The organism is Alicyclobacillus acidiphilus NBRC 100859 (genome assembly GCF_001544355.1).
In the GTDB taxonomy this organism is placed as follows: Bacteria; Bacillota; Bacilli; order Alicyclobacillales; family Alicyclobacillaceae; genus Alicyclobacillus; species Alicyclobacillus acidiphilus.
Genome location: NZ_BCQI01000004.1, coordinates 16,940 through 42,973, shown reverse-complemented (window position 1 = coordinate 42,973; position 26,034 = coordinate 16,940). Strand labels below are relative to the sequence as shown.

General features: G+C 56.7%; 21 protein-coding genes and 2 riboswitches. Of the genes, 4 read left to right on the top strand and 17 right to left on the bottom strand.

Annotated elements, in window-relative coordinates; translation table 11 throughout:
• Window positions 1–189: 189 nt before the first annotated feature.
• Both AAC01S_RS02640 and AAC01S_RS02635 read left to right on the top strand, forming a co-directional pair.
• Window positions 190–1,716, top strand: a complete 1,527-nt coding sequence (locus AAC01S_RS02640) for an ATP-binding protein (RefSeq protein ID WP_083511449.1) — start codon at window positions 190–192, stop codon at window positions 1,714–1,716.
• Between the two features lie 69 nt (window positions 1,717–1,785).
• Window positions 1,786–2,475, top strand: a complete 690-nt coding sequence (locus AAC01S_RS02635) for a response regulator (protein WP_067618347.1) — start codon at window positions 1,786–1,788, stop codon at window positions 2,473–2,475.
• 94 nt (window positions 2,476–2,569) lie between these two features.
• Here AAC01S_RS02635 and AAC01S_RS02630 read toward each other — a convergent pair whose 3' ends face one another.
• The gene (locus AAC01S_RS02630; RefSeq protein WP_067618584.1) at window positions 2,570–3,439 is read right to left on the bottom strand and encodes a pentapeptide repeat-containing protein; all 870 of its coding nucleotides are present in this window, start codon (window positions 3,437–3,439) and stop codon (window positions 2,570–2,572) included.
• Between the two features lie 17 nt (window positions 3,440–3,456).
• Window positions 3,457–3,786 (bottom strand): PadR family transcriptional regulator, encoded by a 330-nt coding sequence (locus AAC01S_RS02625; RefSeq protein ID WP_067618344.1) that lies wholly within the window; start codon window positions 3,784–3,786, stop codon window positions 3,457–3,459.
• A gap of 203 nt (window positions 3,787–3,989) precedes the next feature.
• Between AAC01S_RS02625 and AAC01S_RS02620 the strand changes: the two genes are divergently transcribed.
• Complete coding sequence (locus tag AAC01S_RS02620) at window positions 3,990–4,859, top strand: proline iminopeptidase-family hydrolase (protein ID WP_067618341.1); 870 nt, start codon at window positions 3,990–3,992, stop codon at window positions 4,857–4,859.
• A 32-nt stretch (window positions 4,860–4,891) separates the two neighbouring features.
• On the opposite strand, the gene AAC01S_RS02615 is transcribed toward AAC01S_RS02620, so the two are convergent.
• The 4 genes from AAC01S_RS02615 to AAC01S_RS02600 all read right to left on the bottom strand — a co-directional run bounded on the left by AAC01S_RS02615 (window position 4,892) and on the right by AAC01S_RS02600 (window position 10,610).
• A complete protein-coding gene (locus tag AAC01S_RS02615) occupies window positions 4,892–5,806 on the bottom strand; it encodes a universal stress protein (protein ID WP_067618338.1) in 915 nt (304 codons plus the stop codon).
• Window positions 5,807–5,978: 172 nt separating this feature from the next.
• A complete protein-coding gene (metG, locus tag AAC01S_RS02610; protein WP_067618581.1) occupies window positions 5,979–7,682 on the bottom strand; it encodes a methionine--tRNA ligase in 1,704 nt (567 codons plus the stop codon).
• 447 nt (window positions 7,683–8,129) lie between these two features.
• Window positions 8,130–10,073, bottom strand: coding sequence for a potassium transporter KimA (gene kimA, locus AAC01S_RS02605; protein ID WP_067618578.1), 1,944 nt, complete (start codon window positions 10,071–10,073; stop codon window positions 8,130–8,132).
• 60 nt (window positions 10,074–10,133) lie between these two features.
• Complete coding sequence (locus tag AAC01S_RS02600; protein WP_067618334.1) at window positions 10,134–10,610, bottom strand: GNAT family N-acetyltransferase; 477 nt, start codon at window positions 10,608–10,610, stop codon at window positions 10,134–10,136.
• 114 nt (window positions 10,611–10,724) lie between these two features.
• Between AAC01S_RS02600 and AAC01S_RS02595 the strand changes: the two genes are divergently transcribed.
• Entirely contained in the window at window positions 10,725–12,224 is a 1,500-nt protein-coding gene (locus AAC01S_RS02595) for an MFS transporter (RefSeq protein ID WP_067618331.1), read from the top strand.
• Between the two features lie 36 nt (window positions 12,225–12,260).
• Here AAC01S_RS02595 and AAC01S_RS02590 read toward each other — a convergent pair whose 3' ends face one another.
• From AAC01S_RS02590 to AAC01S_RS19155, 11 genes are all read right to left on the bottom strand, one after another.
• On the bottom strand, window positions 12,261–12,902 hold the full coding sequence (locus AAC01S_RS02590; protein WP_067618328.1) for a GNAT family N-acetyltransferase: 642 nt from the start codon (window positions 12,900–12,902) through the stop codon (window positions 12,261–12,263).
• A gap of 13 nt (window positions 12,903–12,915) precedes the next feature.
• Complete coding sequence (locus AAC01S_RS02585) at window positions 12,916–14,427, bottom strand: cobyric acid synthase (RefSeq protein WP_067618324.1); 1,512 nt, start codon at window positions 14,425–14,427, stop codon at window positions 12,916–12,918.
• A gap of 20 nt (window positions 14,428–14,447) precedes the next feature.
• A complete protein-coding gene (locus tag AAC01S_RS02580; protein ID WP_067618321.1) occupies window positions 14,448–15,281 on the bottom strand; it encodes a DNA adenine methylase in 834 nt (277 codons plus the stop codon).
• A gap of 163 nt (window positions 15,282–15,444) precedes the next feature.
• A complete protein-coding gene (metE, locus tag AAC01S_RS02575) occupies window positions 15,445–17,769 on the bottom strand; it encodes a 5-methyltetrahydropteroyltriglutamate--homocysteine S-methyltransferase (protein WP_067618575.1) in 2,325 nt (774 codons plus the stop codon).
• A gap of 38 nt (window positions 17,770–17,807) precedes the next feature.
• On the bottom strand, window positions 17,808–18,845 hold the full coding sequence (locus AAC01S_RS02570) for a ribonucleotide-diphosphate reductase subunit beta (RefSeq protein ID WP_067618318.1): 1,038 nt from the start codon (window positions 18,843–18,845) through the stop codon (window positions 17,808–17,810).
• A gap of 99 nt (window positions 18,846–18,944) precedes the next feature.
• Window positions 18,945–21,230, bottom strand: a complete 2,286-nt coding sequence (locus AAC01S_RS02565; protein WP_067618571.1) for a ribonucleoside-diphosphate reductase subunit alpha — start codon at window positions 21,228–21,230, stop codon at window positions 18,945–18,947.
• A gap of 196 nt (window positions 21,231–21,426) precedes the next feature.
• A riboswitch (cobalamin riboswitch) is annotated at window positions 21,427–21,625 on the bottom strand.
• 69 nt (window positions 21,626–21,694) lie between these two features.
• Window positions 21,695–22,372, bottom strand: a complete 678-nt coding sequence (locus AAC01S_RS02560; RefSeq protein ID WP_245630039.1) for an HAD hydrolase-like protein — start codon at window positions 22,370–22,372, stop codon at window positions 21,695–21,697.
• A gap of 132 nt (window positions 22,373–22,504) precedes the next feature.
• Complete coding sequence (locus AAC01S_RS02555; RefSeq protein ID WP_245630038.1) at window positions 22,505–23,443, bottom strand: ABC transporter substrate-binding protein; 939 nt, start codon at window positions 23,441–23,443, stop codon at window positions 22,505–22,507.
• 67 nt (window positions 23,444–23,510) lie between these two features.
• Window positions 23,511–24,143 carry an ABC transporter permease gene (locus tag AAC01S_RS02550; protein ID WP_067618315.1) on the bottom strand — a complete coding sequence of 211 codons (633 nt, stop codon included), beginning with the start codon at window positions 24,141–24,143 and terminating at the stop codon, window positions 23,511–23,513.
• Window positions 24,121–25,272 (bottom strand): ABC transporter ATP-binding protein, encoded by a 1,152-nt coding sequence (locus AAC01S_RS02545; RefSeq protein ID WP_067618313.1) that lies wholly within the window; start codon window positions 25,270–25,272, stop codon window positions 24,121–24,123. Before AAC01S_RS02545 ends, AAC01S_RS02550 begins: the two co-directional genes overlap by 23 nt.
• 109 nt (window positions 25,273–25,381) lie before the next feature.
• A riboswitch (cyclic di-AMP (ydaO/yuaA leader) is annotated at window positions 25,382–25,526 on the bottom strand.
• A 348-nt stretch (window positions 25,527–25,874) separates the two neighbouring features.
• The gene (locus AAC01S_RS19155) at window positions 25,875–26,033 is read right to left on the bottom strand and encodes a hypothetical protein (protein ID WP_157071017.1); all 159 of its coding nucleotides are present in this window, start codon (window positions 26,031–26,033) and stop codon (window positions 25,875–25,877) included.
• Window position 26,034: the final 1 nt, after the last annotated feature.

The window sequence follows — 26,034 nt, the reverse complement described above, 5'->3', positions numbered from 1 at the left end:
GCGCGTAAAAATGGCGCAAAGATACCGAGCACAGGTGTAAAAAAGCTGTAAAAACGGCGGACTCTAACGCACATTGGGAGTATAAATAAGTGAGTGGTTATGATTCGAAGAGGGGTCTAAGTCATGCGGCGACATACGTCTATACGACCAAAATGGCGTGTTCTTTCATCACAAATGACGGGTTGGTCGATGTCGGACACGGTGGTGTATGGGGATCACGTGAACAAGTACACACTTCTTCCCTACATCATCGTGACGCTCATGGTAGGGTTCATGACAATCATCTTTTGGAAAGTGGGCTACGCTTTCACGCTTGTCAACCTTGCTCTCCTGTATCTCCTGCCCGTGATCGTCAGTTCCGTCCGCTGGGGACTCGCACCTTCGTTTTACGCTGCAGCCATCGGGGTTACAGCCTTTGATTATTTTTTTGTTCCTCCAATTCATCGCTTCACCGTATTGGATATCCGATACGTCGTGTCATTTGGCGTTTATCTGGCCGTGGCCATATTCACCGCGGGTTTGGCGGCGCGCCTGCGGCAGCGCGTGAGGGAATTGAGCGAACGCGAAGCCATCACATCCGCGCTTTACACGTTGAGCATCCAAGTCGCGGCCGGACGCGACTTAGATACTGTTTTGGGGGAGATCGTGCGTCATGCTTCAGATACGTTTGGATTGCCCGCGGCCATTCTGCTCCCAGATGCAGCCGGCCATCTGACGGTCAGGGCAGAGGAAGGGCTCCAATCCCATGGAGACGCGCCAATCCCCGAATCGCGCATTGTCGACTGGGTCTATCGCCATGGCCGCATCGCTGGATATGGGACGAACCAAAACCGCGACTCCACGTTCCTGTATGTCCCTCTGAAGACCGAATCGAACGTCCATGGTGTCATGTGTATCGGGCAACAGCAGTCCCCCAACGTGAACGTCGGGACCGCGAGAATGCGGATCGTACAGGCTTTGGCCGGGTTGGCGGCCGTTTGCATCGCGCGAATCCGGTTTGAAGAAGAAGCGAAGATCGCTCACTTGAGCGCAGAATCGGAACGTCTCAGAACCGCCTTGTTGCATTCCATCTCCCACGAGTTACGTACGCCGCTGGCGACCATTTTGGGTGCGGTGACCGGCATGACGGAAAGTGGAGACATCCTGTCTCCAGATGATCGGCGGGAACTTCTCTCCACCATCCGCGAAGGCGCATTGCGAATGAATCGGTTGGTGACGAATCTGCTTGGAATGGTGCGGATGGAAAGTGGTATGCTTCAACTGAACAAGCGCTGGTGCGATGTTTCCGACATCGTCGGCGTCGCCTTGCGCCAAATCGGAGATGCGCTGCAACATCGAACAATGGAAGTGAACATACCCGACAATCTCCCCGCCATCGCCGTCGACGAGATACTGATTGAACAGGTGCTGGTCAATCTCCTGAGCAACGCAATCAAATATTCACCCGACGGCAGCCTTATCCGTCTCGATTGCATGGAATACGACGGGATCATGACCTTGTGTATACGAGATGAGGGCATGGGCATTCGCGAGGACGAGGCGGAGAAAATTTTCGAGAAATTCTATCGCTCGGATACTGACACTTCTGTTCCGGGCACGGGGCTCGGCCTCGCAATCTGCAAGGGCATCGTCGAAGCGCACGGCGGCGAGATCTTCGCCAGGCCGGCGGAACCTCAGGGAACGATGATCACGATTCGACTGCCTGTCGGCGACTGAGTCAAACCTGAATCAGCCACGGATATCCAACCGACATCATACCATCGACATCGAGTACGGAGGCTCAGGATGATGGGAGCGAAGATTCTAATTATCGATGACGAATCACAGATCCGAAAACTTCTCCGGGTCACCCTGGAGGCGCATGGTTTTACGATCTACGAGGAATCTACGGGGAGAGACGGAATTCTGCAAGCCAGCATGATTCGGCCTGATTTAATCATTCTGGATTTAGGTTTGCCCGATATGAATGGGTTGGACGCCTTGATCAAGATCCGAGAATGGGCGGAAATGCCCATTCTCGTCTTAACGGTATTAGAAGACGAAAATGGAAAAGTCTTCGCGCTCGATCACGGCGCCGACGACTACATCACAAAACCGTTTGGAATGGGGGAGTTAATGGCTCGCATTCGGGTCGCGCTGCGCCACTCCGCACGTCGACCAGACGAACCCGTCATACAAATTGGATCGCTGACCATGGATTTGGCTCGACGCCATGTGGAGAAGAACGGCACGCCTGTGAAACTCACGCCGATTGAATACGATCTGCTCAAGGCACTTGCCACACACGCAGGACGAGTGATCACACATCGACAGTTGCTGAAACAGGTCTGGGGCGAACAGAACCTTGAAGCTGCAGGCCACTATCTACGAGTTTACATCGGTCATCTTCGCAAAAAAGTTGAGGATAATCCCGCCAATCCAAGCTTCATCGTCACGGAACCCGGCGTAGGATATCGGCTCGTCACACCAAACTGAAATATGGCAACCGCGAGAATGCCGCAGCGCGCCGACCACTGCGGCCGTTTTGCCAATCACGGTCGTCCCCTTGCACTTGCACATTGCCGTTCTCCTAGATGACCTTGACGTTTGACAAATCGACGACCCACAGGCCTTTCAGCGCCGCATAGGTCAGCTTATCCATCATCGCGCCGTCGAAGCAGACGGTTTTGAAGTCGTTGTACGATTTGTTTGTCACGGAAATCGGTAGCCGGAATGACACATTCTTGAGCGTTGCGCCTCGAAACGAAACGTCTTTCAATGTGGACCTGTCAAAACGCACACCGCTGAAAATCTGTTCGTCAAAACGAATTCCTCGCAAATCGCAATATTTGAAATCAACGCCGTGAAAGGTACAGTTCTCGAAGGTTGCGGTTCTAAGATCTGACTTGGCCAACTCAGCGTCCGTCAGTCTGGTGTCTATGAACTTCGCGCCTTTCAGGCTTGAAACATTCACATCGGTGCGTACAAGCACGGATTGGTGGAAACTCGCATTTGCGAGGTCCGTGGCGTAAAAACTGCAATCTGTCAGATTGGCCCCGTCAAAATTGCCTTCACGCACATCGCTCGTCGCAAACGAGCAACCGGTCAAATCCGCGCCAACAAAGTTGGCTCCGCGCAACGCACTCGCTTTGAATTTTCCTTTATGCAGGGCAACGCCCGCGAAGTCGCTCTCGTTCAGATTCATCGCACGCAGGTTGATGCGCACCTGCCGTTCCAGCGACTGGGAGAGGTTAGCGATTTCTTCCACCGTCTCTTCGATGTCGCCAATGCTATCGATGGTCATGGCAAAGGCCGTTTCATCGTCCTTACCTTCGGCCTTGAGTTCACGGAACCGTTCCTGCAAATCGGAAAGAAGGTCGGCCTTCAGTTCGCCCACGCTCTTTATCCCATCATACGGAGCAAACAGCTCATTCAAATAGGTCGTCAATTTCTCGTTCATCATGTCCAATCTCCTCCTTACAACAAGGTGTCGAGTACGCGCTTGGCGTACTCCCAATTGCTTTTGTTGCTGGCGTAAGTGACTCTGCCCTTTTCGGTAATCCGAAAATACTTGCGTCGTCCTCCCTGGGATTCGTCGCCCCAATACCACTCGATATCGCCGTCTGCCTCAAGCCGCCGAACGCTGGAGTACATCGTAGCTTCCTTCAACTCATACTCACCGCCTGAACGCTCGGCAATCAGTTTGACCATTTCATAGCCATAGCGATCCGCCTCCGACAAGAGTCGCAGAATCATCGTGTCTGTGTGCCCTCGCAGCAGATCGGATGAGATTTTGTGTTTACTCATATCGTCACCTCGACATCCGCATCATACGTCACATTACTATGTCAGTCAAGGTAATTTATTCACCGGTGTATAATGACTATTTATAAACTGGTTCATGCGACCGTACGATCTTCGGATCGATGGACATGGAATTTTCGTACCCAACGCGCTGCGATGGTCGTGCTAAACTAATAATGGGAACTTAAATATGGAGGGGAGAACATTTGAGCAACGAAGGATTCATCCATGTAGAAGGCGGCCGCATCTGGTATCAGATTGTCGGCGAAGACAAAGACAAAACGCCACTGATTACCCTCCACGGCGGCCCGGGTAGTTCGCATCTTGGTATGGAACCCCTAGCCAAAGCGCTTGGCGAGGCGCGCCCGGTGATTCTGTATGATCAATTGGGTTGCGGCCAATCGGATCGGCCTGACGATGTCTCGCTCTGGACGATTGAACGGTTTGTTCGCGAACTGGCCGCGCTCCGCGAAGCACTAGGACTTAAGAAAGTCCACATGCTTGGCCACTCCTGGGGAACGATGCTGCTCACAGATTATCTTTTAACGCAACCGGAAGGTGTCGCCAGTGCTATCTTCTCAAGTCCTTGCCTCAGTACGTCTCGTTGGATTGAAGATGCGGAGCGGTATCGAAAGGAATTGCCAGAAGATGTTCAGGCTGTTCTCAGGGAATGCGAGGCAAACGGCACCACCGACTCGGAAGCCTATCGAAATGCGGAAAAAGTCTATATGCGAAAGCACGTCTGCCGCGTCGAGCAATCAGAAGAAGAACAGACGCGCCGCAAGGCTGCTTTTGGTGAAGCTGTCTACAACTACATGTGGGGCCCATCCGAATTTCATGCAACCGGGACCTTGCGCGACTACGACCGAACGGACAGGCTGCACGAGATCACCGTTCCAGCGCTGTTTACCTGCGGCTTTTACGATGAAGCGTCACCCGCATCCACGGAGTATTATCACAGCCTGGTAGCTGGTTCCGAATTCCACGTCTACCCAAACAGTTCCCACTCACCGATTGTGGAGGAACCCGAAGCGTACTTTCAAACGGTCGAATCGTTTTTGCGCAAGCACGAGTAGTTTGCCTGACTGGAAAGCGCCAATCCTTCCAATCACGAAACCTCGATAACCTCCTCCATCTCTTGCGACACAGGGATCGATTCTCTGACGACCAACGCCGGTGCCGTCGTCATGTGGACCACTGCATGGCTGACACTGCCAAGCAAAAGTCGATCCGACATGGGGCGATGACCATGGCTGCCTAGAATGACGAGATCGGAGCGTTCCTCGTCGGCGACGTGACAAATGGTGCGCGCTGGACTCCCTTCGATGGAACGAAATGTCACCCGCTGCGTAAGAGCGGCAAAAGTGCCTTCCAGAAGATTTTGCTCCAGCTCGTCGCTCCACAACGCGGTGGCGGAGTGAAGGCTTTCGGCGAGGTGATCGAATGGCAAATGCGCCACCGAATCCCTTACGTACAGAATGGTCAGCTTCGCGTCGGGACATTGCGTCATCCAGTCTATCGCAACCGCTTCCGCGGCCGCAGCGCTCGGCGATCCGTCCGTAGCAAGCAGGATCCGCTTCGGTCCATGGCTCGGCAGATTCGCTCCCTCTGGAACGACAAGGACCGGCACATCCGCTTCATGGAGCACCGCGTTGCAGACGCTGCCGAGCAAAAAGTGTTCGCCGCGGTGGCCATGTCGTCCGATGACGACGAGATCGGCGTCTTGCTTGCGAGCCATCGCACAAATTTCAAGCTGTGCGACTCCAGTGACGTGGTGAAATTCGAATCGGGCCCCGGTACGCGGTGGAAAGGCCGCGAGCGTTTCTTCCTTGATGGTGCGGGCCATCTCGTTTTCACGGGCGACCGCCTCTCTGGCAAGATACGCGGAGGGAAACGAAGGCCGGGGCGATACATAGACGCAAGACAACGTATCCTTGTTGTCGACAGGGATCAGCCGACCGACCGCGCGAGTCGCTGTTTTGGATGCTGGAGAACCGTCCGTGGCAAGCAGCAGATGTTTCATGATATCCGTTCCTCCGTTCAACCCTCATGGCCATTGATTTCAAATCATGTCATGTCAACACCTTCATTGTCGACCAACGGCCGTTAGGCTAACAGGCACGAATGAACCGTCTTCCACTAGGCAATTCAGCGGATGCCTCATAGTCCATTTGGACTATCATCTGAAGCTTGCGTCAATCCGAAGAAGCCTTCGCTTGCCCCGAAAAACGCATGGCAAGCGCTCCGATTTCATCCTTGTCGATCCTCCGGAACAAGGGCTCAGGCACATGAAACGTTCGCCCCGCTGAGTAACATGTTAGGTCGATCTCGCCAGCGATCCACGACGACCGCTCATCGACAGTCAAGTTGAGTTCATCGTATACCTTGTTGGATGTAAATGGAATGATCGGCTCGGCGGCGTGTGCGAACAGCGCGATGAGGTTGATGGCTGTCCTTAGGACCATAGCCGCTTCGTCCCGCTCTGTCCTGACAAGATTCCAAGGCGCCGCATGATCCAAATAGACGTTGCCGAGTGACCATAGCTGGCGGAGCGACTGAATCGCCTTGCGATATTCCAAGTTCCGAAGATGGGATCGGTAAGCATCTATCACCGTTTGGCACGCTTGAACCAGGGCAGCTTCCCTGTCGGTCCACACGCCGCCGTCCGGCACCGTACTGCCGAATTGTGCAACAGACAACTTGAGCGTCCGGTTGACGAAGTTGCCGAAAATGCCAACCAGGTCCTTGTTCACGACGCTTGCGAAAACTTCCCAAGTAAAACTGACGTCGTCCGCTTCCGGTGCATTCGCGAGCAGGAAGTATCGCCAGATGTCGGGATCGAACAAGGCAAGCGCGTCGTCGAGAAAAATGCCTCGTTTTTGGCTGGTCGAAAACTTGCCGCCGTAGTAGTTCAGCCAATTGAAACTCTTGATTTCGCCCGCCATCGTCCAAGGCTCGCCGGTTCCCAGCAGCATCGCCGGAAAAAACACGGTGTGAAACGGAACATTGTCCTTGCCGAGGAATTGGGTGTAGCGCACGTCCGGGGCGTTCCACCACCAGTCTCGCCAGTCGCGGCGGGCGGGATCGTGTGAGGCCCACTCCTTCGTCGCCCCGATATAGCCAATCGGAGCATCGAACCAAACGTAGAACACTTTGTCGTCGAAGCCTTCGCGAGGGACCCGTACGCCCCAGTGGAGATCGCGGCTGATACAGCGCTCGCGCAGGCCTTCGTCGAGCCACTTGAACGCAATGGACTTTGTTAAGCGCGACCAGTCTTCGTGCGATTCCACCCACCTTCGCACGTCGTCGCTGAGCAGATCCAGCCGCAGGAAGAGGTGGTTCGTGGAGCGAATCTCGAGCGCGTCGCTTCCGGATACGGCGGAACGAGGGTGCAGCAGATCGACGGGGTCGAGCAAGGCCGTGCACTGCTCACACTGGTCTCCCCTGGCTCCGTCGTATCCACAGTGCGGACAGGTGCCGACGATATACCGATCCGGCAGAAACCTCCCCTCCTCCACCGCGTAGACTTGGCGAATCGGGCGTTCCACGATGAAGCCGTTCCTGCAAAGGCTGTTGTAGATGCGCTGTGTCAACTCGTGGTTGTGCGGGGATGACGTGCGGCCAAAGTGATCGAAAGACAGGCCGAACTGCCGGAAGACGGCCGACTGCCGCTGGTACATCGTCTCGCAATACGCCTCGACGGACAGATGCTGCTCGAGTGCCGACAATTCAGCGGGCGTGCCATGTTCGTCGGTCGCACAGATGAACAGGACATCTTCCCCCTCAAGACGCAAAAAGCGCGCGTAGACGTCTGCAGGCAAGAGCGAACCGACCAAATTGCCGAGATGCTTGATACCGTTGATGTACGGCAATGCGCTGGTAACCAGGTGCTTGGGCATGCCCGAAATCCCCCTGTTCGCTTCGTGATTGAGTGGAAGGCGGCGAAACGCAAAAAAAGACGCTGCAGGCAAACATGCCCACAGCGTCTCGTTATCGAACGGCCCTTCGACTACATTCGATATGCGATCCAGCTCCGTGAGCACACATGAGACATCCGCATAGATTGCATGATCATGCACATGGTCATCATGTGTACCCACTCCTTCCGTACCATTTGCTGGTTAGGAGCTACTCTAACACGGCGTTGCGAGAAACACAAGCGCGCGTCTGAAGCGGACGGTCTATCGCAGGCATCGTCCACGAACCCGCCATCGCCAGCCTGGGCGGCTATGGCCGTTCGGTGCGCTCGCGGAGCGCAAACCAGGCGACAACGACGGAAAACACGATATACAGAATGCCAAACAGCCACCACATGGCCCAAACACCTCCACGACGTCGTGAGTTCGTCACTTCTTCAAATGATACGGCACGGTCGAAACAATGACATCCTTGTGTCGCAACATCCACGTCCGGATGAGCAGCGACGTTTGGTTGTGCAACAGATTGTGCCACCACTTCTTCGGCACAAACTGCGCGATGAACAACTGAATATGATCAGGCTTGCCGCCTTCGTAGGTTTCGATCCGGCGAACAAATTTGGAAAGTGGGTACAAGAGCGAGCGATACTCGCTTTTGATGGTCACGAGCCTGCATGGATTCCCCCACGCTTCCCACTTCTCTTCCATCCGCTCGATGGATTCGTCGTCGAAGCCGATATACAGCGCGATCACGTCCTTCGACGTGCTCATGGCGAACGAAATCGCTTCGGCGGAGAGCCGATGGATGCCGGAGATCAACACAATCGACAGCACTCTGTGCTCGGTGGGCCGCACCTGATTGATGTCAATGCGCAACTCGTCGGCCACATCGAGATAGTGCTTGCGTATGCGCGTCGCCGCGATCACGATGATCGGCAGGACAATCAGGACGATCCAAGCGCCGCCGGTGAACTTGGTGACGGCGAAAATCACGGCGACCATGGCCGTGATCGCGGCACCGAACGAATTGATAGCCCCTTTGATTTGCCATCCGCGTTCTCTCGTTCGCAGCCAACGCCTCGTCAAACCGAGCTGCGCGACGGTGAACGCGATAAAGACGCCAATCGCGTAGAGAGGAATCAACGCGTTGGTTTGAGCGTGAAAGACCTCGATAAGAAGCGCGGACAGCGCAGCGAGGACGATCATGCCGTTGGAGTACCCCAGACGATCTCCCCTGAGTGTCAACACGCGGGGCAAGTAGCGATCGTTTGCCACAAGCGCCGCTAACTGCGGAAACCCGGTGAACGTCGAATTCGCAGCAAGAATGAGGACGACGAACGTGAAAATGATGATAATTTGATACATCGCCCCATGGCCGAAGTACAAACCTGCCAATTGCGACAGCATCGTGTTGTGCGGATTGACGGAAATCCCTTTGACGTACAGATGGTACGAAAATCCGAGCAGTGTGACGCTCGTGACGATGCCGAGCGCGATATACGCCTTGATGGCCCCGCTCTTCCCCTCGCGGAAAATGGGTACCGCGTTGGAAATCGTCTCAAGTCCCGTCACGGATGAACACGCGGAGCTGAACGCCTTGAGCAGCAGCATCAGCGTGAGTCCTTGTGGTATGGTGCCGAAGGGAGGCGTCGAAGGTTGGACGAAATGATGTTGAAATTCGTCCCGGAAGCCTGCCCCAATCAACAGCAGCATACACACCATGAAGAAAAACGTTGGATACGCGAACACCTGAGCCGACTCGGAAACACCGCGCAAGTTGATGAGCAGAATCACGAACACGCAAAATACGGAAATGAGCGTCTCATGGCCCGCGAGAACCGGATACGAAGAGGCCATCGTCTGCACGCCGGACGATACCGACACGGCCACGGTCAATACGTAATCGACAAGCAGCGCGCTCGCGGCGACGAGCGACACCCAAGGGTGCTTGAAGTTGTCTTTGCTAATGGCGTAAGCGCCGCCGCCGTTGGGATACGCCATGACGCCCATCACATACGAAATAATCAACAGAACGAGCAAGAACACGGTCGATGCCGTGATCGGCAGAATCAGCCACTTCGCCTTGACGCCAAGCGACGCGAGCTCTGTGATGCCCGCTTCCGGGCCATAGGCGACAGACGAATATAGATCGGCCGCGAGTACAGGCAGTGCGAGCCACCAAACCAGCTTCATATGCGCTTGGTTTAACTCGCGGGATCGAATCGGACGCCCCACGACGAAGCGCCGGACGTTGCCAAAATTGAAAATCGCGAAAGCAATCACCGCGAGTGTGATGCAAATCAACACCGGATGAATCCAGGGAACTTGAGAGCGCACGGCGGGTTCTCCTTCACAAGGTTCGAACGAGATCATTGTAGCCATGTTCCGCGGCAATGCAATCCCCAACTGAATGATTTTTGTGATCACACGCGTTCATCGCAGGTGTTTTTGCATCACGACGGACTGATGGCGAACCTCTGGCGGGTGGACCGTCCCGATATTCTCCCAATCTCGCTTTCGATAGTAAAGTTCGGCGGTATGCGTGAATAGATAGAGTCGATGATGCCCAAGCGCCACCGCCAGTTGTTCCGCCTCGCGCATCAGCGCGTCCGCGACGCCTCGCTTCCGATATTCAGCCAATACAAACAGACCAGCAAGCCACGGCGAACAGGCATCGCCGACATTCAGTTGGCGTTGTACGAGGGAGACACTTCCGACGGGGATGCTGTCCTCGATCGCGACGAGTGCAATCGGCAGCTTGTCCCGATTGCCCCGTGCGGCGAACATCTGAAGCGAGTGATCGTAATTGCGCTCCGACGGCATGCGCATCGTCAGTTGATGCATCAAGGCGACAACGGGCACCCAATCTGGGTGATCGGCTAAATACGCGATTTCCAAGGATTCTCCCAACCTCTCCATCCAAAATGCGAGATCGTCCGCCGAACTCGTGTTACGATGTCGCTAGATGTCACGCGATGAGATTCTCGTGGCGAGATTTGACCTTGGGTCGCTAGGAGGATCTCCATGAGCGTACAAACTGCCCGCATCAGGTCGCATCGAACCGTACGCCAATTGCAACTCGCCTCGTTCCTGCGCAGCATCTGCCAAGGCATCGCGGCCGTCGATGTCAGTCTTTACTTGCAATCCCTCGGCTGGTCAGCAGTCGCCATTGGCGTCGTGCTGGCGCTGTCGGGTATCGTACGAAGCCTGTTGACCGTATTCGCGGGAGAAATCACGAGGCCCCTTGGGCCGAAGCGCTACCTGCTCGCATACGAATGCATCGCCGCTGTCGCGGCTGCGATCCTCGGTTTCACTGACAATCCGGCAGCCATCTGCGCCGCCGTCGCGATATCCGGATTCGGGCGCGGGCACAGCGGTTCTGGCGGCCCCGTGGTCCCGATTGAACGCGCCTGGCTTGCCGCGTACACCCGGCGCGGCGGCGAAACGCTCGCGATGGACGTGTTCGGGGTGCACGCGGCGCTCGGGTACGCGGGTATGGGCATTGGAGCCCTCGTCGCGGGAGCCGCAGCATTGCTTCCGAAGACGCTCCCTCCTCAAGCAACCTACCACGCCGCGTTCCTGGTCATGGCTGTCGTCTCCATCGCGAGCGCCCTCGCGATTTACCAAGCCCAGGGCGGCTCGCGAAAACCGACAGAACCGCCTCAGACCGTAGAGACAGATCCTGCTGATATGGCGGTGGACACGCGCAATTCGTGGCAAGCGTTGTTCACGCTGCTCGCCGTCGTCGCTCTGTGCGCGCTCGTCACCTCGCAATGGGCTAGATGGTTGCCAATGGCCAAGACGTGGCGGCCTCTCGTGCCCATCGGCATCGTGGTATCGCTCGGCCTCGCACACTGGGTGTGGCGTCAAATCGTGAACCGGCGGAACAAGGTTGCAACCGAACTCCACACAACGCCGCGAGCGCAGCATGCGCGACGCTCCGCCTCCGGTTCCACACGCGCGGACAGCAATCCGTTCGTCAATCTGGTGAACAGCGTTGCGACAGCCCTGTCCAGCACGATGACGTCGTACTGGATGTCCGTTCGCTTTCATGCGGGTGAAGACCTGATCTCCGTCGTGATCGCGGCGGCATACCTCATGGCCGGGTGTGTATCCGTCTTCAACATCCGCATGTCGAAACGACTCGGAGCTGTTCGGACACTCGTTTACGTTCAACTGGCAGGGACGCTGTTCGTTCTCGCCATGCCGCTCGTGCCGTGGTTCTGGCTCGCCGCTTTGCTCAACCTGTTCGCGGTCGGACTGAGTCTCGGCAGCCGCGGCAGCCGCTCGACGATCTCGGCGGGTGGCCCGAAGCGATCTCGATCGTGGCAGCGCAAAGCGACGACCGTGATTGTCTTGTTCCTCACCACGGGTGTCTGGCCCGCGGCGTTCGGCCAAATGATGGAGGATGGCGAATATGTCCTGCCGTTCTTCATGGCTGGATCGGCACAGTTCGCCTCAGCCATCTGGTTCCGAGAATCCCACACGAGGCGCAAGACGGCAAACGTCCCCGACCGGACCTGACGACAGGGCCGCTTGCCGGTGCGTGAGCTGTCTCAGCTATTGGCGAGCCAGCTTGCGCAACAAGTCTTCGCGAACTTGCGGCCACTCCTCCCTGATGATGGAGAAAAATGCCGCGTCCCGCACGCCGCCGTCCGATGCAGGCGAATGCCGACGACGCACGCCTTCGAACTTCGCGCCAATCCGTTGAATGGCGTTGCGCGAGCGGGTGTTGCGGGCATCCGTCTTCAGCACGACGCGAAGCACCTTCCACACTTCAAACGCGTGTGTCAGCAGCAGAAATTTGCATTCTGTGTTCACTGCGGTGCGCTGGGCCGATGCGGCGTACCATGTCGAACCGATTTCGAGCGCATTCGGCGGCGTCGCGTCGCTTGGAATCACCGATTGCGTGACGCCTGGTACAAAATGGAGCGGAATCACCTCCAAATCCATGAATCGCGTCGTGCCCACGATGCGATCCGTCGCGCGATGGCGGACGACGAACGGGATTGCGTTCCCCTTTGCGCGCTGTTTCAGTGCCGTATCGATATACAGGCGCATTTCGTCGATGGTGTTAGGGACATGCGTGAAACCGTAGGTGGATCGATCCTCGCTGGCCGCCTCCAGCAAATCGCCGGCGTGATCCGGGGACATCGGCTCAAGCACGGCCACCTGCCCCTCCAATGTAAACGGTGCAAACATCGTTCCATTCCTCCTAGATGGACAGGACGGACAAATCCACGTGTTCTCGCAATAGGTTCGCGAGGCGATCGTAATTTGCCTCTCTCCTCGCCTGGTAAGGTACTGGCGCGACCTCTCCCGCTGGACGCGAAAGCCCATGCGCCGTGCGCACCATGTCGAGCCAAGCGGTGCGGAACACGTCGTGATCGAACAAGCCATGAACGTACGTGCCGATGACTCTGCCGCCGTCCGCGATGGCGCCGTCGACCCGCCACTTCGTGTCCGAATCCGCACGGACTCTGGCGAAGGGCGTCGCGCCTTCCACATATGTACTGACGCCCATGTGAATCTCATACCCGCGAATCGGGACTTCTCCCTCGGGAAGCGTCGCGATCCCGTCGACGAGCACCGTGGTCTTTTCGCTGTGCCACACCGTCCGCACGGGCAACAATCCCAACCCACGCAAGATCTCGCCGTTGGCGGATTCGATCCCGTCCGGGTCCGCCACTTCCCGCCCGAGCATCTGATAGCCGCCGCAGACGCCGACGATGTGCGTTCCGCGTCCATGGGAAGAGGCGATGGCGTCGAACCATCCGGTCGCTTTCATCCACTGCAAGTCGAGCAAGGTGTTCTTGGTGCCTGGCAGAATGACGACGTGCGCATCGGCGGCTTCCCGGACATGTCTGCAAAACTGCACCGACACGGCCGGTTCGGCGAAGAGCGGATCGAAGTCGTTGAAGTTCGACATATACGGGAGGGCCACGACGCGAATGCGCAGGGTCTGTGCGTCCTCGGATCGTTCGCCGCGGTAACGCGGCCCGGCGAGGGCAACCGAATCCTCTTCGTCAATTTCGAGATCGCCTAGGTACGGGATCACGCCGATGACCGGAATGCCTGTATAGGATTCCAAGAGCCGCTTCCCGTCTTCGAAGAGAGCGGGATCGCCGCGAAACTTGTTGATCACGACGCCCTTCACCCGCCCCCGTTCCTCAGGCGTCAACAGGGCAATGGTGCCGTATACGTACGCGAACACCCCGCCCCTGTCGATATCTGCGACGAGCACGACATCCGCGTCAGCCAGTGCCGCGGTCCTCATGTTCGCGATGTCCCTAGCTTTCAAATTCATCTCGACCGGACTGCCCGCGCCTTCGATGACAATCACATCGAACTCGTCCGCGAGCAGGCGAAAACTCTCTTCCACGCGGCTCCAAAGATACTCGAGACCATCCGTTCCGTCCGCGAAGTCCGTTTGCGTACCCAGGACGCGGCCCTGCACGACAACCTGGGAAGCACGGGCTGACGTCGGCTTGAGCAGAACCGGATTCATGTGTTCGTTCGGCGCAATGCGGCACGCCTCAGCCTGGACCGCTTGCGCCCGGCCGATCTCGCGTCCGGACGGCGTGATCGCCGAATTCAGCGACATGTTCTGGGCCTTGAACGGCGCGACGCGACGGCCGTCCTGCTGCAGCAAGCGGCAGAGCGCCGTACACAGCACGCTCTTGCCGACACCCGACGACGTGCCCACCACCATGATGGCTTTCGCCATGCCGCATCCCCCTTCGCCAATCAAACGTAATTGGCCACCAACACTTCCTCAATCTTGCCCCGCCGCGTCGCATCGGAATTGATTGCCCTCGCGGCGCTCAACGTGAACATGGTGTAGTCGCGATACAAATCTCGAATAAACGGCGTCGACGCGTTGCTGAGGAGTACCTTGCACCCTCTCGACGTCAAACTGTCCACGGTCAGCTTCAGGCGAATTTGTTCCGCCTTTGGAAACCCATTAACGACATATCCCGTAAACGACGCGGTGTCGGACACGGGATCGTACGGGGGATCCAAGTAGACGAAGTCGCCTTTGCGCGCGGTCGTAAGCACGGCGGCGAAGTCATCGTGCAAGATCCGCACGCGATTGTCGTTCAGATATTGGTGAACTCGGCGAAGCACATCTTCGTTGACGATCTTCGGATTCTTGTACCGGCCAAAGGGAACATTGAACTGGCCCTGACTGTTCACGCGAAAGAGCCCGTTGTAGCACGTTTTGTTCAGGTAAATGAAACGCGACGCCCGCTCGACGTCCGAGAGCGACTCGAACTCAGATGATCTGTCCAGCGATCTGAGCCGATAGAAGTACTCGCGCTCGTTGCGGTGCATCGAGAGCGATTCAATGAGTTCATCGATTCGATCCCGGATCATGCAGTACGTGTTGATCAATTCTCCATTCACGTCGCTGATGACGGCCTGCCTCGGACGAAGGTGAAACAAGACCGCGCCAGCGCCGACAAACGGTTCGTAGTACGTATCGAATTCCCCTGGTATAAATCGCCTGATTTCCTTGAGCAATTGCCGTTTGCCGCCTGCCCATTTGAGAAACGGCCGAATCTGTCCGTCATTTGCCAAAACGCATAGCTCCTACTCCAGCAGGTGAAGACGAGGTCCAATTCCGGTGCAACCTATTCGCATCATTAGGGATTCGCTTCGCAGGGCGGAAAACCTCCCATCCCTCTCCCGTTGTCCCTCCATTCGTCCCTTCCAATGTACATCGCGCCGATTCCAGCGTCCATCACGTGCGGTACGACGAAACCTTCCGCATTTGTCGCGCGGCTTCGACCATGGCCGTCAACGCCTCCACGGTCTCCTTCTCGCCGCGCGTCTTCAATCCGCAGTCTGGATTGACCCACAGTTGCTCTGGTGCCAACCGCTCACACGCTCTCTTCAGCAAATTCACCATTTCGGCGACCGTCGGGACGCGTGGACTGTGAATGTCATAGACGCCGGGACCAATATCGTTCGGGTACGCAGACGCCTGAAACGCCTCCAGCAGTTCCATGTCCGATCGCGACGTCTCAATGGATATGACATCCGCGTCCATCGCGGCGATCGCGGACATGATGTCGTTGAACTGCGCGTAGCACATGTGCGTGTGGATTTGTGTCTCGTCCCGAACGCCGCTTGCGGCAAGTCGGAAACAGTCGACGGCCCATGCCAGATAATCCGTCCAGGCCTCTCGATGCAAAGGCAAGCCTTCGCGCAGGGCAGGTTCGTCAATTTGGATGATGGGTAGGCCGGCTTCTTCGAGATCGACCACCTCGTCCCGGATCGCCAAAGCAATTTGCCGACAGGTCGTCTCGCGCGGTTGGTCGTCGCGCACGAACGACCACTGCAAAATCGTGACGGGTCCCGTGAGCATCCCCTTCATGGGCCGCTCGGTCAACGATTGCGCGAATCGGGACCATTCGACGGTCATTGGCCGCTTGCGGGCCACATCGCCGTAGATGATGGGCGGTTTAACGCAGCGAGATCCGTAACTTTGCACCCAGCCATTTCGGGTATGCGCAAAACCGTCCAGTTGTTCGCCGAAGTATTCCACCATATCGGTCCGCTCGAACTCGCCGTGCACGAGTACGTCGATGCCCAATTGCTCCTGCAGGCGGACGCACGCAGCCGTCTTGTCTTTGAGCATTTGCGTATATGCCGCTTCGCTCAAATCGCCCCTGCGAAACGCGGCCCGCGCCTTCCGAATGTCTTCTGTCTGCGGAAACGATCCGATGGTCGTCGTCGGGAATTTCGGCAGTTTGAGCCTCGCTTGCTGTGCCCGCTTGCGCACCGGAAACGGCGAGCGTCGATGGTAATCTCCCTCGCCGACGCGCGCCAGGCGCGCTGTCACCTCCGGGTTGTGGATGCGCGGCGAACTCCGTCTGCGCGCCAAGGCGCGGCGGTTGTCGGCGATGGCCTGTGCGACCTGATCCGTGCCCTCGTTCAACGCCGTTTGCAGCGTGCGGATCTCGGACAACTTCTGCTTCGCGAACGCCAACGTGTCTTTCACGTCCGCATCGAGATCCGTTTCGGCGTCGAGATCCCATGGCACGTGCAACAGTGAGCAGGACGGCGCCACGATGAGATTCTCGTTGCCGCCGCTCCAAAGTTCCACCCGCTCCAGCAATTGGAGCGTCTGTTCCAAATCATTCTTCCAGACATTGCGTCCGTCGACGACGCCCAGCGAAAGGCGTTTGTCACCCGGGTGCGCGTGGTTGGCAAGCAACTCGTCCAACTGTTCCGGCGCGCGCACGAGATCCAGGTGCAGAGCCGCGACAGGCAGCGACAGCGCAGTTGCCAAATTGTCACGCAGACCGGCGAAATACGTGGTCAGGAAGATCGAGATTGGCGCCGCTGCCGTCAATCGCGTATAGGCGTTTCGATACAACTCCAGTTCTTCTTCGGTCCTGTCCAAAGCAAGGCACGGTTCGTCCAATTGCACCCAACGCGCGCCGGCCTCCGCAAGCTTCGTCAACAAATCTTCATACATAGGCAACAGTTGGGGCAGCAGTGAAAGCGGATCGAACTTTGTCCCTTTGGCTTTGCCTAGCAACAGAAACGTGATAGGACCTAGCACCACAGGCACCGTTTCGATGCCATGCCCGAGTGCTTCACGAAACTCGTCGATTGGCTTCGGCGAGGAAGCCAAACGAAAGTTCATGTGTGCCGTGAACTCCGGCACGATATAGTGGTAGTTCGTGTCGAACCACTTGGTCATTTCGAGCGCGGGCACCGCTCCCCCGCGCGCCATCGCAAAGTACAAGTCGAGATCGATGTCGCCCCCGTCCCAGCCAAACTGTTCAGGAATCGCGCCGACCAAAACGGCGGTGTCGAGGACGTGATCGTAGAGGGAGAAATCGTTCGACGGAATCAGATCGATCCCGCTGTCGCGCTGGATGGTCCAACGCTCCAGGCGCAATTTCGCCGCTTCTTCCAACAGTTGCTCACGGGAAATCGAATGATTCCAATACGCCTCCACAGCTCGCTTCAATTCGCGGCGCGCCCCAATTCTCGGAAATCCGAGTGTTGCCGACCATGCCAAGCCAATCGCCTGCCTTTCGTTTGTCCACATCGAGATCGTCAAGCCGCACAATGCGGCCATCCGTCATTTTACAGCTCGTCCCAGTTCAAATTCGCCGACTTCGTGTAGTTGGTGACGCGTTGCTCGAAGAAGTCGGTCTTCATCGAGTTCATCGAGGCGTACTGATCAACCCAAGGCATCGGATGCTCGACGATTTCCGGATACAGCACCGGAAGATCGAGTGAATTCAGGCGAATGTTCGCGAGATACTTGATGTACGAATCGATGAGACCATTGGTCAGACCGCTGATCTTGCCGTCCGTCACATACTGTCCCCACGCCACTTCGTGCGCCACGGCCTCGCGCATCATCTCCCGCAGTTCCTCGATTAAATCGGTGGTCAGCAGGTGCGGATTTTCCCGGACAATCTCCCGGTAAATATGGCGAAAGATGGCCAAATGGGTCAGTTCATCCCGCTGGATGAACTTGATTTCGGACACGGTGCCGAGCATTTTGCCCTGACGCCCAAGGACGAAGAAGAAGCTGAATCCTGAGTAGAAGTAGACGCCTTCGAGAATGTAGTTGGCCACCACTGTGCGCAGAAGGTTTCTGTCGCTTGGATCCGCGATAAACGCCTCGAACAAGTCCGTGATGAACTGGTTCCGGTTCAGCAGGTGCTTGTCATTGCGCCACTCGTTGTAGATGGCGTCCCGCGTCTCCGCGGATACCACCGAATCGAGAATGTAGCCGTACGACTGCGAGTGCACCGCTTCCTGGAAGGCGTGGACGGTCAGGCACATGTTGACCTCCGGCGCCGTGATGTACTCGTTGATATTGGGCAGGTTGTGGGTCAGCAGGCTGTCCATGAAAATCAGAAACGACAGCACCTTGTTGAAGCTGCGGCGCTCATCCTCAGTCAGACTGGCATACTGGCGCGCGTCGTCTGCCAGCGCAATCTCCTCGGGAATCCAGAAGTTGTTCATCATGGCCCGGTACAGGCGATACGCCCATTCGTACTTGATGTTGTTCAGTTCAATCAGGTTGGTGCTGTTGCCGCCGATGATGCGGCGCTTGCCCCAGTCCCTGTCTCCCGCTTCGTTAAACAGCTTCGTTCGCTGCAGTTGCATCGTTCATACCTCCAAGGCAATCGTTCTATGCCGGCACGACGCCAGCATGATCGAGTGATACGGCAGACGGCGGATCCAGCCGCGGATCGAGCGACAGGATCAAGACGAACAGGCGACGCAGTCCTCCAACTCCACGGACATGCTGCGGACGTAGTAGATGGTCTTGAGCCCGCGCTTCCATGCGAGCATGTACAGGTTCAGAAAATCGCGCGCGTGAATGTCCGGCGTGATATACAGGTTGAACGACTGAGCTTGATCGACGTGGCGCTGGCGCACCGCACAGGCTTCGATGCTCCACGTTTGGTCGATGGCGTGGGCCTCCTTGTAGTACCAGAACGTCTGCGCGTTCAAGTTCGGCGCCGTTTGCGGAACCACCCCGTTTTTCTTCTCTTCGAGGAAAAAGCGCGAGAACACCGGATCGATCCCGGCCGTGCTCCCCGCAATCAGACTCGTGCTGCTCGTGGGCGCAATGGCGAACAAATACGCGTTGCGGATGCCGTGTCTTGCGACCTGTTCACGAAGACCATCCCAATCCGGACCGCCGTCGCGAGTGGCGTAACCGCGCATCCGGAAATAGTCGCCGGTTTGCCAGTCGGAGCCCGGAAACAGTTCGTATGGTCCTTTCTCTTTCGCCAACTCCATCGAAGCCTCGATGGCGAAGAAGTTAATCCACTCAAACAGTTCATCCACGTACCGAAGGTGCTCGTCGGACTCCCAGACAATGCCCCTTGTCGCCAAGTGCTGGTGATAGCCGCTGATGCCAAGACCAATCGCGCGATACCTGCGGTTGGTGACGGCCGCTTGGGGAACCGGGTAGTAGTTGAGATCGATCACGTTGTCCATCGCCCGAATCTGCCGCGCGACCGTCTCCCGGATGGCATCCAGTTCGCCGCACCGCCCCAGGTTCAACGAGGACAGATTGCAGACGACAAAGTCGCCCGGCTCGCTGCGCTGTGTGAGCACGCCGCTTTCCACCGTCTCCTCGACGAGCTTCTGCGGTTTCATGTTCTGCATGATCTCGGTGCACAGGTTGCTGCAGTAGATCATGCCCTGATGCTTGTTCGGATTGAGGCGGTTTGCCGTGTCCCGGAAAAATACAAACGGCGTACCGGTCTCAAAGGCCGACTGCATGATCCGCTTCATGATCTCGATGGCGGGAATCTCGACGCGATCGAGCCTTGGTTCGTCGATGCACGCCTGATAGCGCCGTTCAAATTCCTCTCCCCACGAATCTTCGAGTGAAAATCCCATCACCTGCTTGACCTCGTATGGGCAGAACAGGTACCACGGCTGCCGTGCTTCGACGCGGCGCATGAACTCGTCCGGGATCGAGACGCCAGGGAAGATGTCGTGCGCCTTGAGCCGCTCGTCGCCGTTGTTCGTCCGCAGTTGCAAAAAGTCCATGATATCCTTGTGCCAGACGTCGAGATAAATCGCGGCCGCGCCGCTGCGCATGCCCAACTGATTGCAGCTGACGGCGGTGTTGTTGTAATTCCTGACCCACGGGATCACGCCGCCGCTCGCGCCTGCGTGATTGCGAATCGCCGATCCGCGCGCGCGAATTTTGCCGACGTAAATCCCCATGCCGCCGCCGAACTTGGACACGCGCGCAAACGCCTTGTCCGTTTCGTAAATGCTCACCAAGTCGTCTTCCGGCATGTCGATGAAGCAGGAACTCAACTGGTGAAACGGCTTGCGCGCGTTGGCGAGCGTCGGCGTCGCCACCGTCGCCTCAAGCGTCGAGAACGTGTCGTAGAAACGCTTGGCCCACGCCACCTTGTCCGCCTCGTTCATCGCCAGGTGCATGGCGACACCCATGAACAATTCCTGCGGCAGTTCCATGATCTCCCCTTTGAGTCCACGCACGACATACCGATCCATCAGCTGTTTCAAGCCGACGTAGTTGAACAGGAAATCCCGCTGTGGTTGGATGTACCGCTCCAGTTCGTCGATCTCGTCCTTCGTGTACGCGCTTCGGATATATGCGCCGTATCGACCGATATCCTCCAATTGCTCGATCAGACGGTAGAAGCTGCCATACCCAAAGTGTCGATACCCTCTCGCGTACCCGGCGTTTTTGTAGCAGTCGAACAGATATAACCGCGCGGCGACAAACTGCCATTCGGGCCGTTCGACAGACGTCTTTTCCGCGGCGACCCGGATCAGCACCCGCATGATTTCCTGTGTCGTCATGTCGTCTCGAAGTTGTGGGTACAAATCCGCCTCCAACTCACCAGGCAAACACCCGTCCACACCTTCGCAACCCCGGGCGATGAATCTGTGCAGCTTGTCCGCGTCAAACCGCGTGCGCGCTCCGTTTCGCTTGATCACGCTGGACGGCGGGTATGCGGTGGATCGACCACTTGCACCCACTCGCGCTTCCATTATCGCTGTCGACTTTTCCTGTCCCACCAAAATCCCTCCAATTTGTGAAATCAAAAAACACCCTGTTCTGAAGAGAACAGGGTGTCGTCAAACCAATCCAGTCGACTATCCGCGTCATGTCGGACTTACAGAGACGCCTGGCATCCATGGCCCATGACCGAACTATCCCGCTCCTTCCCAATCCCTCGTGGGAGTGATGCATCTGTAAACGTTGGCAGGTCTCCGGACTTGGACTCATTTGCAGACAAGCGACCTTCCCCCGAACAAATCGGAGTGGTTGGCAGACCATACTGCCTTCGCTTTCGCATCGTACCTTACCGTGGCGAGGACCGTTCCAGCTTTTCACTGGATTCCCTTTTCACCCGCAAGCGGGCACCAACATTCACATATGTAGTTGTGATTTCGATACAACCAGGATTGTAACACTATATATAGCGTTTCACAAGATAGATTTGTGTGTCGCGTCAGCGGTTGCGGGCGCCGATCACGCGATTGAAATCGGCATAATCATTCAAATAAAAGTCCGCACCTTCTTCGGGATTTTGGAACAGGCACGTTTTCATGCCCAAAGCCTTCGCAGGAAGAATATCGATCAGCCGATCGCCGACGGCGAGATCGATAGGCTTGCAACTGTGCAGGTACGCGTACGACGCTGGGTCCGGTTTCAGTGGAAACCCGTCGTCGATGGTCACGATCTCGAGAAAGTACTTCGTCATGTCGTGGTGATCGAGAATTTTCATGACCTCCGCGCGGGGGCCGTGCGTCATGATGACATTCGTGTTTGCCGCGAGTACGTCGCGGATGCCGGGAAACGGCGGAAACGACGCTGGAGGAAACTCTCGAATCAGCAGTTGCAAAAGCGCGCGCTGCTCGTCAGACACGCCAAATTCGACATACGCCTGTGTGAACGAAACCTTGAGATGTGGGTAAATATCGTCTTCGGAGATGTCTGGACGCCCCAGCATTTGGTGGAAAGCTTTCACGTAATTCGGATAGGAGTTGATCAACGTACCGTCGAAGTCCCACAGGATGTGCAAGGATGACGCCCCTTTCAAGTCACAAGCAGCCAAGTGCCGAGTTCGATCCGAATCGACAGGCGTTTCCCGGAGCCGCCGGGCGGGTGCACGACACGCCGCGATCACGGCAAGACGCCTCCATCGTTCGTTGACAACGTCTATCGTGCTACATTCGGACGCAACCGTCTACCGACAATTTTCCGCTCGCACACCAAGGCTGCGAAGCACGGCCAGGGCGGCACACGCCGCCCCTGCCCATCAGATCAATCCTTCCGACGTCAACCACGACTTGGCCACGGCCTGCGGTGTCTTTTTCTGCATGTCCACTTCGTCGTTCAGCTTCTGCATCTGCGCATCGTCAATCTTTCCGGCGAGCTTGTCGAGAATCCCCTTCAATTCCGGGTGCGCCTTCAACGTGCTGTCCTGGATGATTGGCGCTGCATAGTATGGCGGGAACAGGTGCTTATCGTCCTTCAGGACCACCAGGTGGTATTCAGGAATCTCCGGATCCGTGGAGAAGCCGTCAACCACATCCACCTTGCCGTCGACGAGCGCCTCGTACTTCAAACCATTTTCCAACGGTTTCTCGGCCTTGAAATGCGTGCCGTACAGTTTATTCATCGCCGGCAAGGCGTCGTTGCGGGTGAGAAAATCCTGATCCGCACCCAGCACAAGCTGATTCGAATGTTGGGCCAACTGGGATATGTCAGTAATCCCGAGCTTGCTCGCCTCGGACTTCTGCATGACCATCGCGTAGGTGTCATTGAAACCAATGGGTTGCAGCCAAGTGATATGATACTTGGATTCAAACTGCTGTTTCACTTCGTCGTACGCCTTCTGCGGATCCGTTGTCACTGGGTCTTTCAAAATGTTGACCAAACCGGTGCCCGTGTACTCCACGTAGACGTCGACGTCCTTGTTCTTCATCGCGTTCCAGGCGACGTTGCTGTCCAAATTATCCTTCATCACGACTTTCAAATTCGTATCGTGTTGAATGAGCAATGCGAGTATGTTTGACATAATCAACTGTTCCGTAAAATTTTTGCCCCCAACGACGATGGTGCCGTTGTTGGCGGAACCAGAACTCGTACCACAGCCGGCCACGCTTGCCGTCACCGCGATGATGCCGACGGCGGCTATGCCAGCCCGCCGGATCGGTCGATTCGTCATGCGTCGTAACCAGTGGAATATGCCCAAGAAACCTTCCCCCTCCTCTTTGTCTGTACCAAACGGCCGGCCGTCGCAGCCGAGCCAGTCCAGCGCCTCACCTCAACCCGCGCGGTGTCAGCGCCCTGTCCAACCAGTGAAGGAGCGCGTCAAAGACAATGGCGAGCAAAGCGGCCGGAATGGCACCCACTAGGATCAATGGCGTGTCAATCATATCTACGCCGCGCATAATCAAGTCACCGAGGCCGCCTGCGCCGATGAACGTTGCCAAGGTCGCGATCCCGATGGTTAACACCGTCGCTGTCCGCACGCCAGCCATAATCACATTCCGCGCAAGCGGCAGTTCCACTTGCCAAAGGATCTGTCCCCGCGTCATCCCCATGCCGCGGCCAGCCTCAATCAGCGATGGTTCCACTTCCATGATGCCCGTGTACGTGTTGCGGACAATCGGAAGCAGGGCGTACAGCGTCAACGCGATGAGCGCAGGCGTCGTGCCAATTCCGAACAGTGGGATCATGAATCCTAAGAGCGCGAGACTGGGTATCGTTTGAATGATAGAAACAATGGCGAGCACGATGTTCGCTGTCTTCTTGTGACGCGTGATGTAGATTCCAAGCGGCACGGAAATGATGCAGGCGATGAGAATCGCGCCGACACTCAGGTACACATGTTGCCAGAGCGCGGTCAATAACTGTCCCCAGTTGCTGTTAAACGCTCTCCACAGTGCCATCTCTTCCTGCCTCCCCCGTGTAGGGAGCCACGACATTTAGGACGCTCGCCCGAGTGACAACCCCAATCAGTTTTTCCGATAAATCCACGACCGGCAAAAACCCTCGCGCGTCGGTTTGCAGCAATCGAACCACTTCCTCGACATTCGCCTCCGGCAAGACCGTCGGCCCGTCCCGGCGCATCACCGATTCCGCCGTTGCGCCTTCGTTTCGATAATGTTCATAGATTTGCTCGGCGCCCACCACACCCAGATAGAGGCCGTCGCGCGTGGTCACAATGAGGCCGTTCACGCGCCGCCGCCGCATGATTTGTACACACTCGGCAATCCCGCGATTCGGCAGAACCGTCACGGCTTCCGTCATGACTTCTCGAGCCTCGCTGAATACACCACTTTGCAAGAAACGCTTCTCGCCGACAAATTCACGCACAAAATCGTTCTTCGGGTGACGAAGGATTTGTTCAGGCGTGCCCGTCTGCACGACCTGGCCATGCTGCATAAGAACGATTTGGTCCGCAATCTTGAGCGCTTCATCCATATCATGTGTGACAAAGACGATGGTTTTCTTCAACTGTGCCTGGAGCTTTAACAGTTCATCCTGAAGTTGTTCGCGACTGATTGGATCAAGCGCGCTGAACGGCTCATCCATCAGAATAATCTCGGGATCGGCCGCCAACGCGCGTGCGACGCCGATGCGCTGCTGCTGTCCGCCGCTGAGTTCACGCGGATACCGCTTGCCGTACACCCGCGGATCCAATCCAACCAAGTCCAACAACTCGTCGGCTCGTTTGCGATACGCCTCGCGGGCGACCCCTTTCAGTTTCGGGACAAGCCCGATGTTGTCTTCGATGGTCATGTGGGGAAACAACCCGATCTGCTGAATTACGTAACCGATCTTTCGACGCAACAAGACGGGATTCACCTGTCGAGTGTCCTCACCGCCGACCAGAATCGTCCCTCTTGTCGGCTCAATCAAGCGGTTGATCATCTTGAGCGTCGTCGTTTTTCCGCAGCCCGATGGACCGATCAGCGTCACCAAATTGCCTTTTTGAACGGACAAATTCAACCCGCTCACAATAGGCGTGTCTCCGTAAGCTTTTTCGACATCGACAAATTGAATAACGGTTTCCATGGACACTCCTTTCCTAAGGCACTCGCTAATTGATGCATAAAGAACTAGCCCAGCGTCGAAAACAACCTTCTCACACGGATTGAAGTCGCGAAATACGATGTGCGTTGACCAAAGCACATGATTCGCCTGCGAGGTTAGCTGACGGATTCGGCGACCGAAATCGCCTATGACCGGATGCTGGGAACAACCGATCAATTCACCCCAAGAACTGGTTCCCCCGCTTCCACATCAGTGGAATTCGGCCTTTTTGTGTCATTTGGTGTGAGGATTGAGTGGTGTACATATCCAGTATAACACAACAGATTTAAACTGCAAATTCAGAAGAGTTAATTGTATTTCCCGTTTCAATCGGGCTCCTGAGCGCGGATTCCCGAGGCCGAACGTCGATCCCGTCGGCCAAAGCGCCCCCAACCTGCGCAGGGTTGATGGGCCGAACCTCCGCGCAGGGCGGAAGCAAATAAGCGGCCGACAGCCGCTTATTTGTGTCGAATCGTCTGATCTGCGGGGAATAAGCGGCCCTGGGCTGCTTAAATCGCTGCCACGCGCCGCGATCCGCCCGATTTCGGACAAATAAGCGGCCGTCCGCCGCTTATTTTCCCATTCTATCTGTGTTCGTTCGAATAAGCGGCCGACGGCCGCTTATTCGCCCCGCTCCATTCGATCCGCCGATCCCGCTCCATTCGATCCGCCGATCCCGCTCCGTTCAATCCGCCGATCCCGCTCCGTTCAATCCGCCGATACAGAGGAGAAGCCCGGCGCATA

Bases quoted from the DNA above. Each gene is read 5' to 3' on its own strand.
- AAC01S_RS02640 (WP_083511449.1), top strand. From the start codon at position 190: ATGTCGGACACGGTGGTGTATGGGGATCACGTGAACAAGTACACACTT.
- AAC01S_RS02635 (WP_067618347.1), top strand. From the start codon at position 1,786: ATGATGGGAGCGAAGATTCTAATTATCGATGACGAATCACAGATCCGA.
- AAC01S_RS02630 (WP_067618584.1), bottom strand. From the start codon at position 3,439: ATGAACGAGAAATTGACGACCTATTTGAATGAGCTGTTTGCTCCGTAT.
- AAC01S_RS02625 (WP_067618344.1), bottom strand. From the start codon at position 3,786: ATGAGTAAACACAAAATCTCATCCGATCTGCTGCGAGGGCACACAGAC.
- AAC01S_RS02615 (WP_067618338.1), bottom strand. From the start codon at position 5,806: ATGAAACATCTGCTGCTTGCCACGGACGGTTCTCCAGCATCCAAAACA.
- metG (WP_067618581.1), bottom strand. From the start codon at position 7,682: ATGCCCAAGCACCTGGTTACCAGCGCATTGCCGTACATCAACGGTATC.
- kimA (WP_067618578.1), bottom strand. From the start codon at position 10,073: ATGATCTCGTTCGAACCTTGTGAAGGAGAACCCGCCGTGCGCTCTCAA.
- AAC01S_RS02595 (WP_067618331.1), top strand. From the start codon at position 10,725: ATGAGCGTACAAACTGCCCGCATCAGGTCGCATCGAACCGTACGCCAA.
- AAC01S_RS02590 (WP_067618328.1), bottom strand. From the start codon at position 12,902: ATGTTTGCACCGTTTACATTGGAGGGGCAGGTGGCCGTGCTTGAGCCG.
- AAC01S_RS02585 (WP_067618324.1), bottom strand. From the start codon at position 14,427: ATGGCGAAAGCCATCATGGTGGTGGGCACGTCGTCGGGTGTCGGCAAG.
- metE (WP_067618575.1), bottom strand. From the start codon at position 17,769: ATGTGGACAAACGAAAGGCAGGCGATTGGCTTGGCATGGTCGGCAACA.
- AAC01S_RS02570 (WP_067618318.1), bottom strand. From the start codon at position 18,845: ATGCAACTGCAGCGAACGAAGCTGTTTAACGAAGCGGGAGACAGGGAC.
- AAC01S_RS02565 (WP_067618571.1), bottom strand. From the start codon at position 21,230: ATGGAAGCGCGAGTGGGTGCAAGTGGTCGATCCACCGCATACCCGCCG.
- AAC01S_RS02550 (WP_067618315.1), bottom strand. From the start codon at position 24,143: ATGGCACTGTGGAGAGCGTTTAACAGCAACTGGGGACAGTTATTGACC.
- AAC01S_RS02545 (WP_067618313.1), bottom strand. From the start codon at position 25,272: ATGGAAACCGTTATTCAATTTGTCGATGTCGAAAAAGCTTACGGAGAC.
- AAC01S_RS19155 (WP_157071017.1), bottom strand. From the start codon at position 26,033: ATGCGCCGGGCTTCTCCTCTGTATCGGCGGATTGAACGGAGCGGGATC.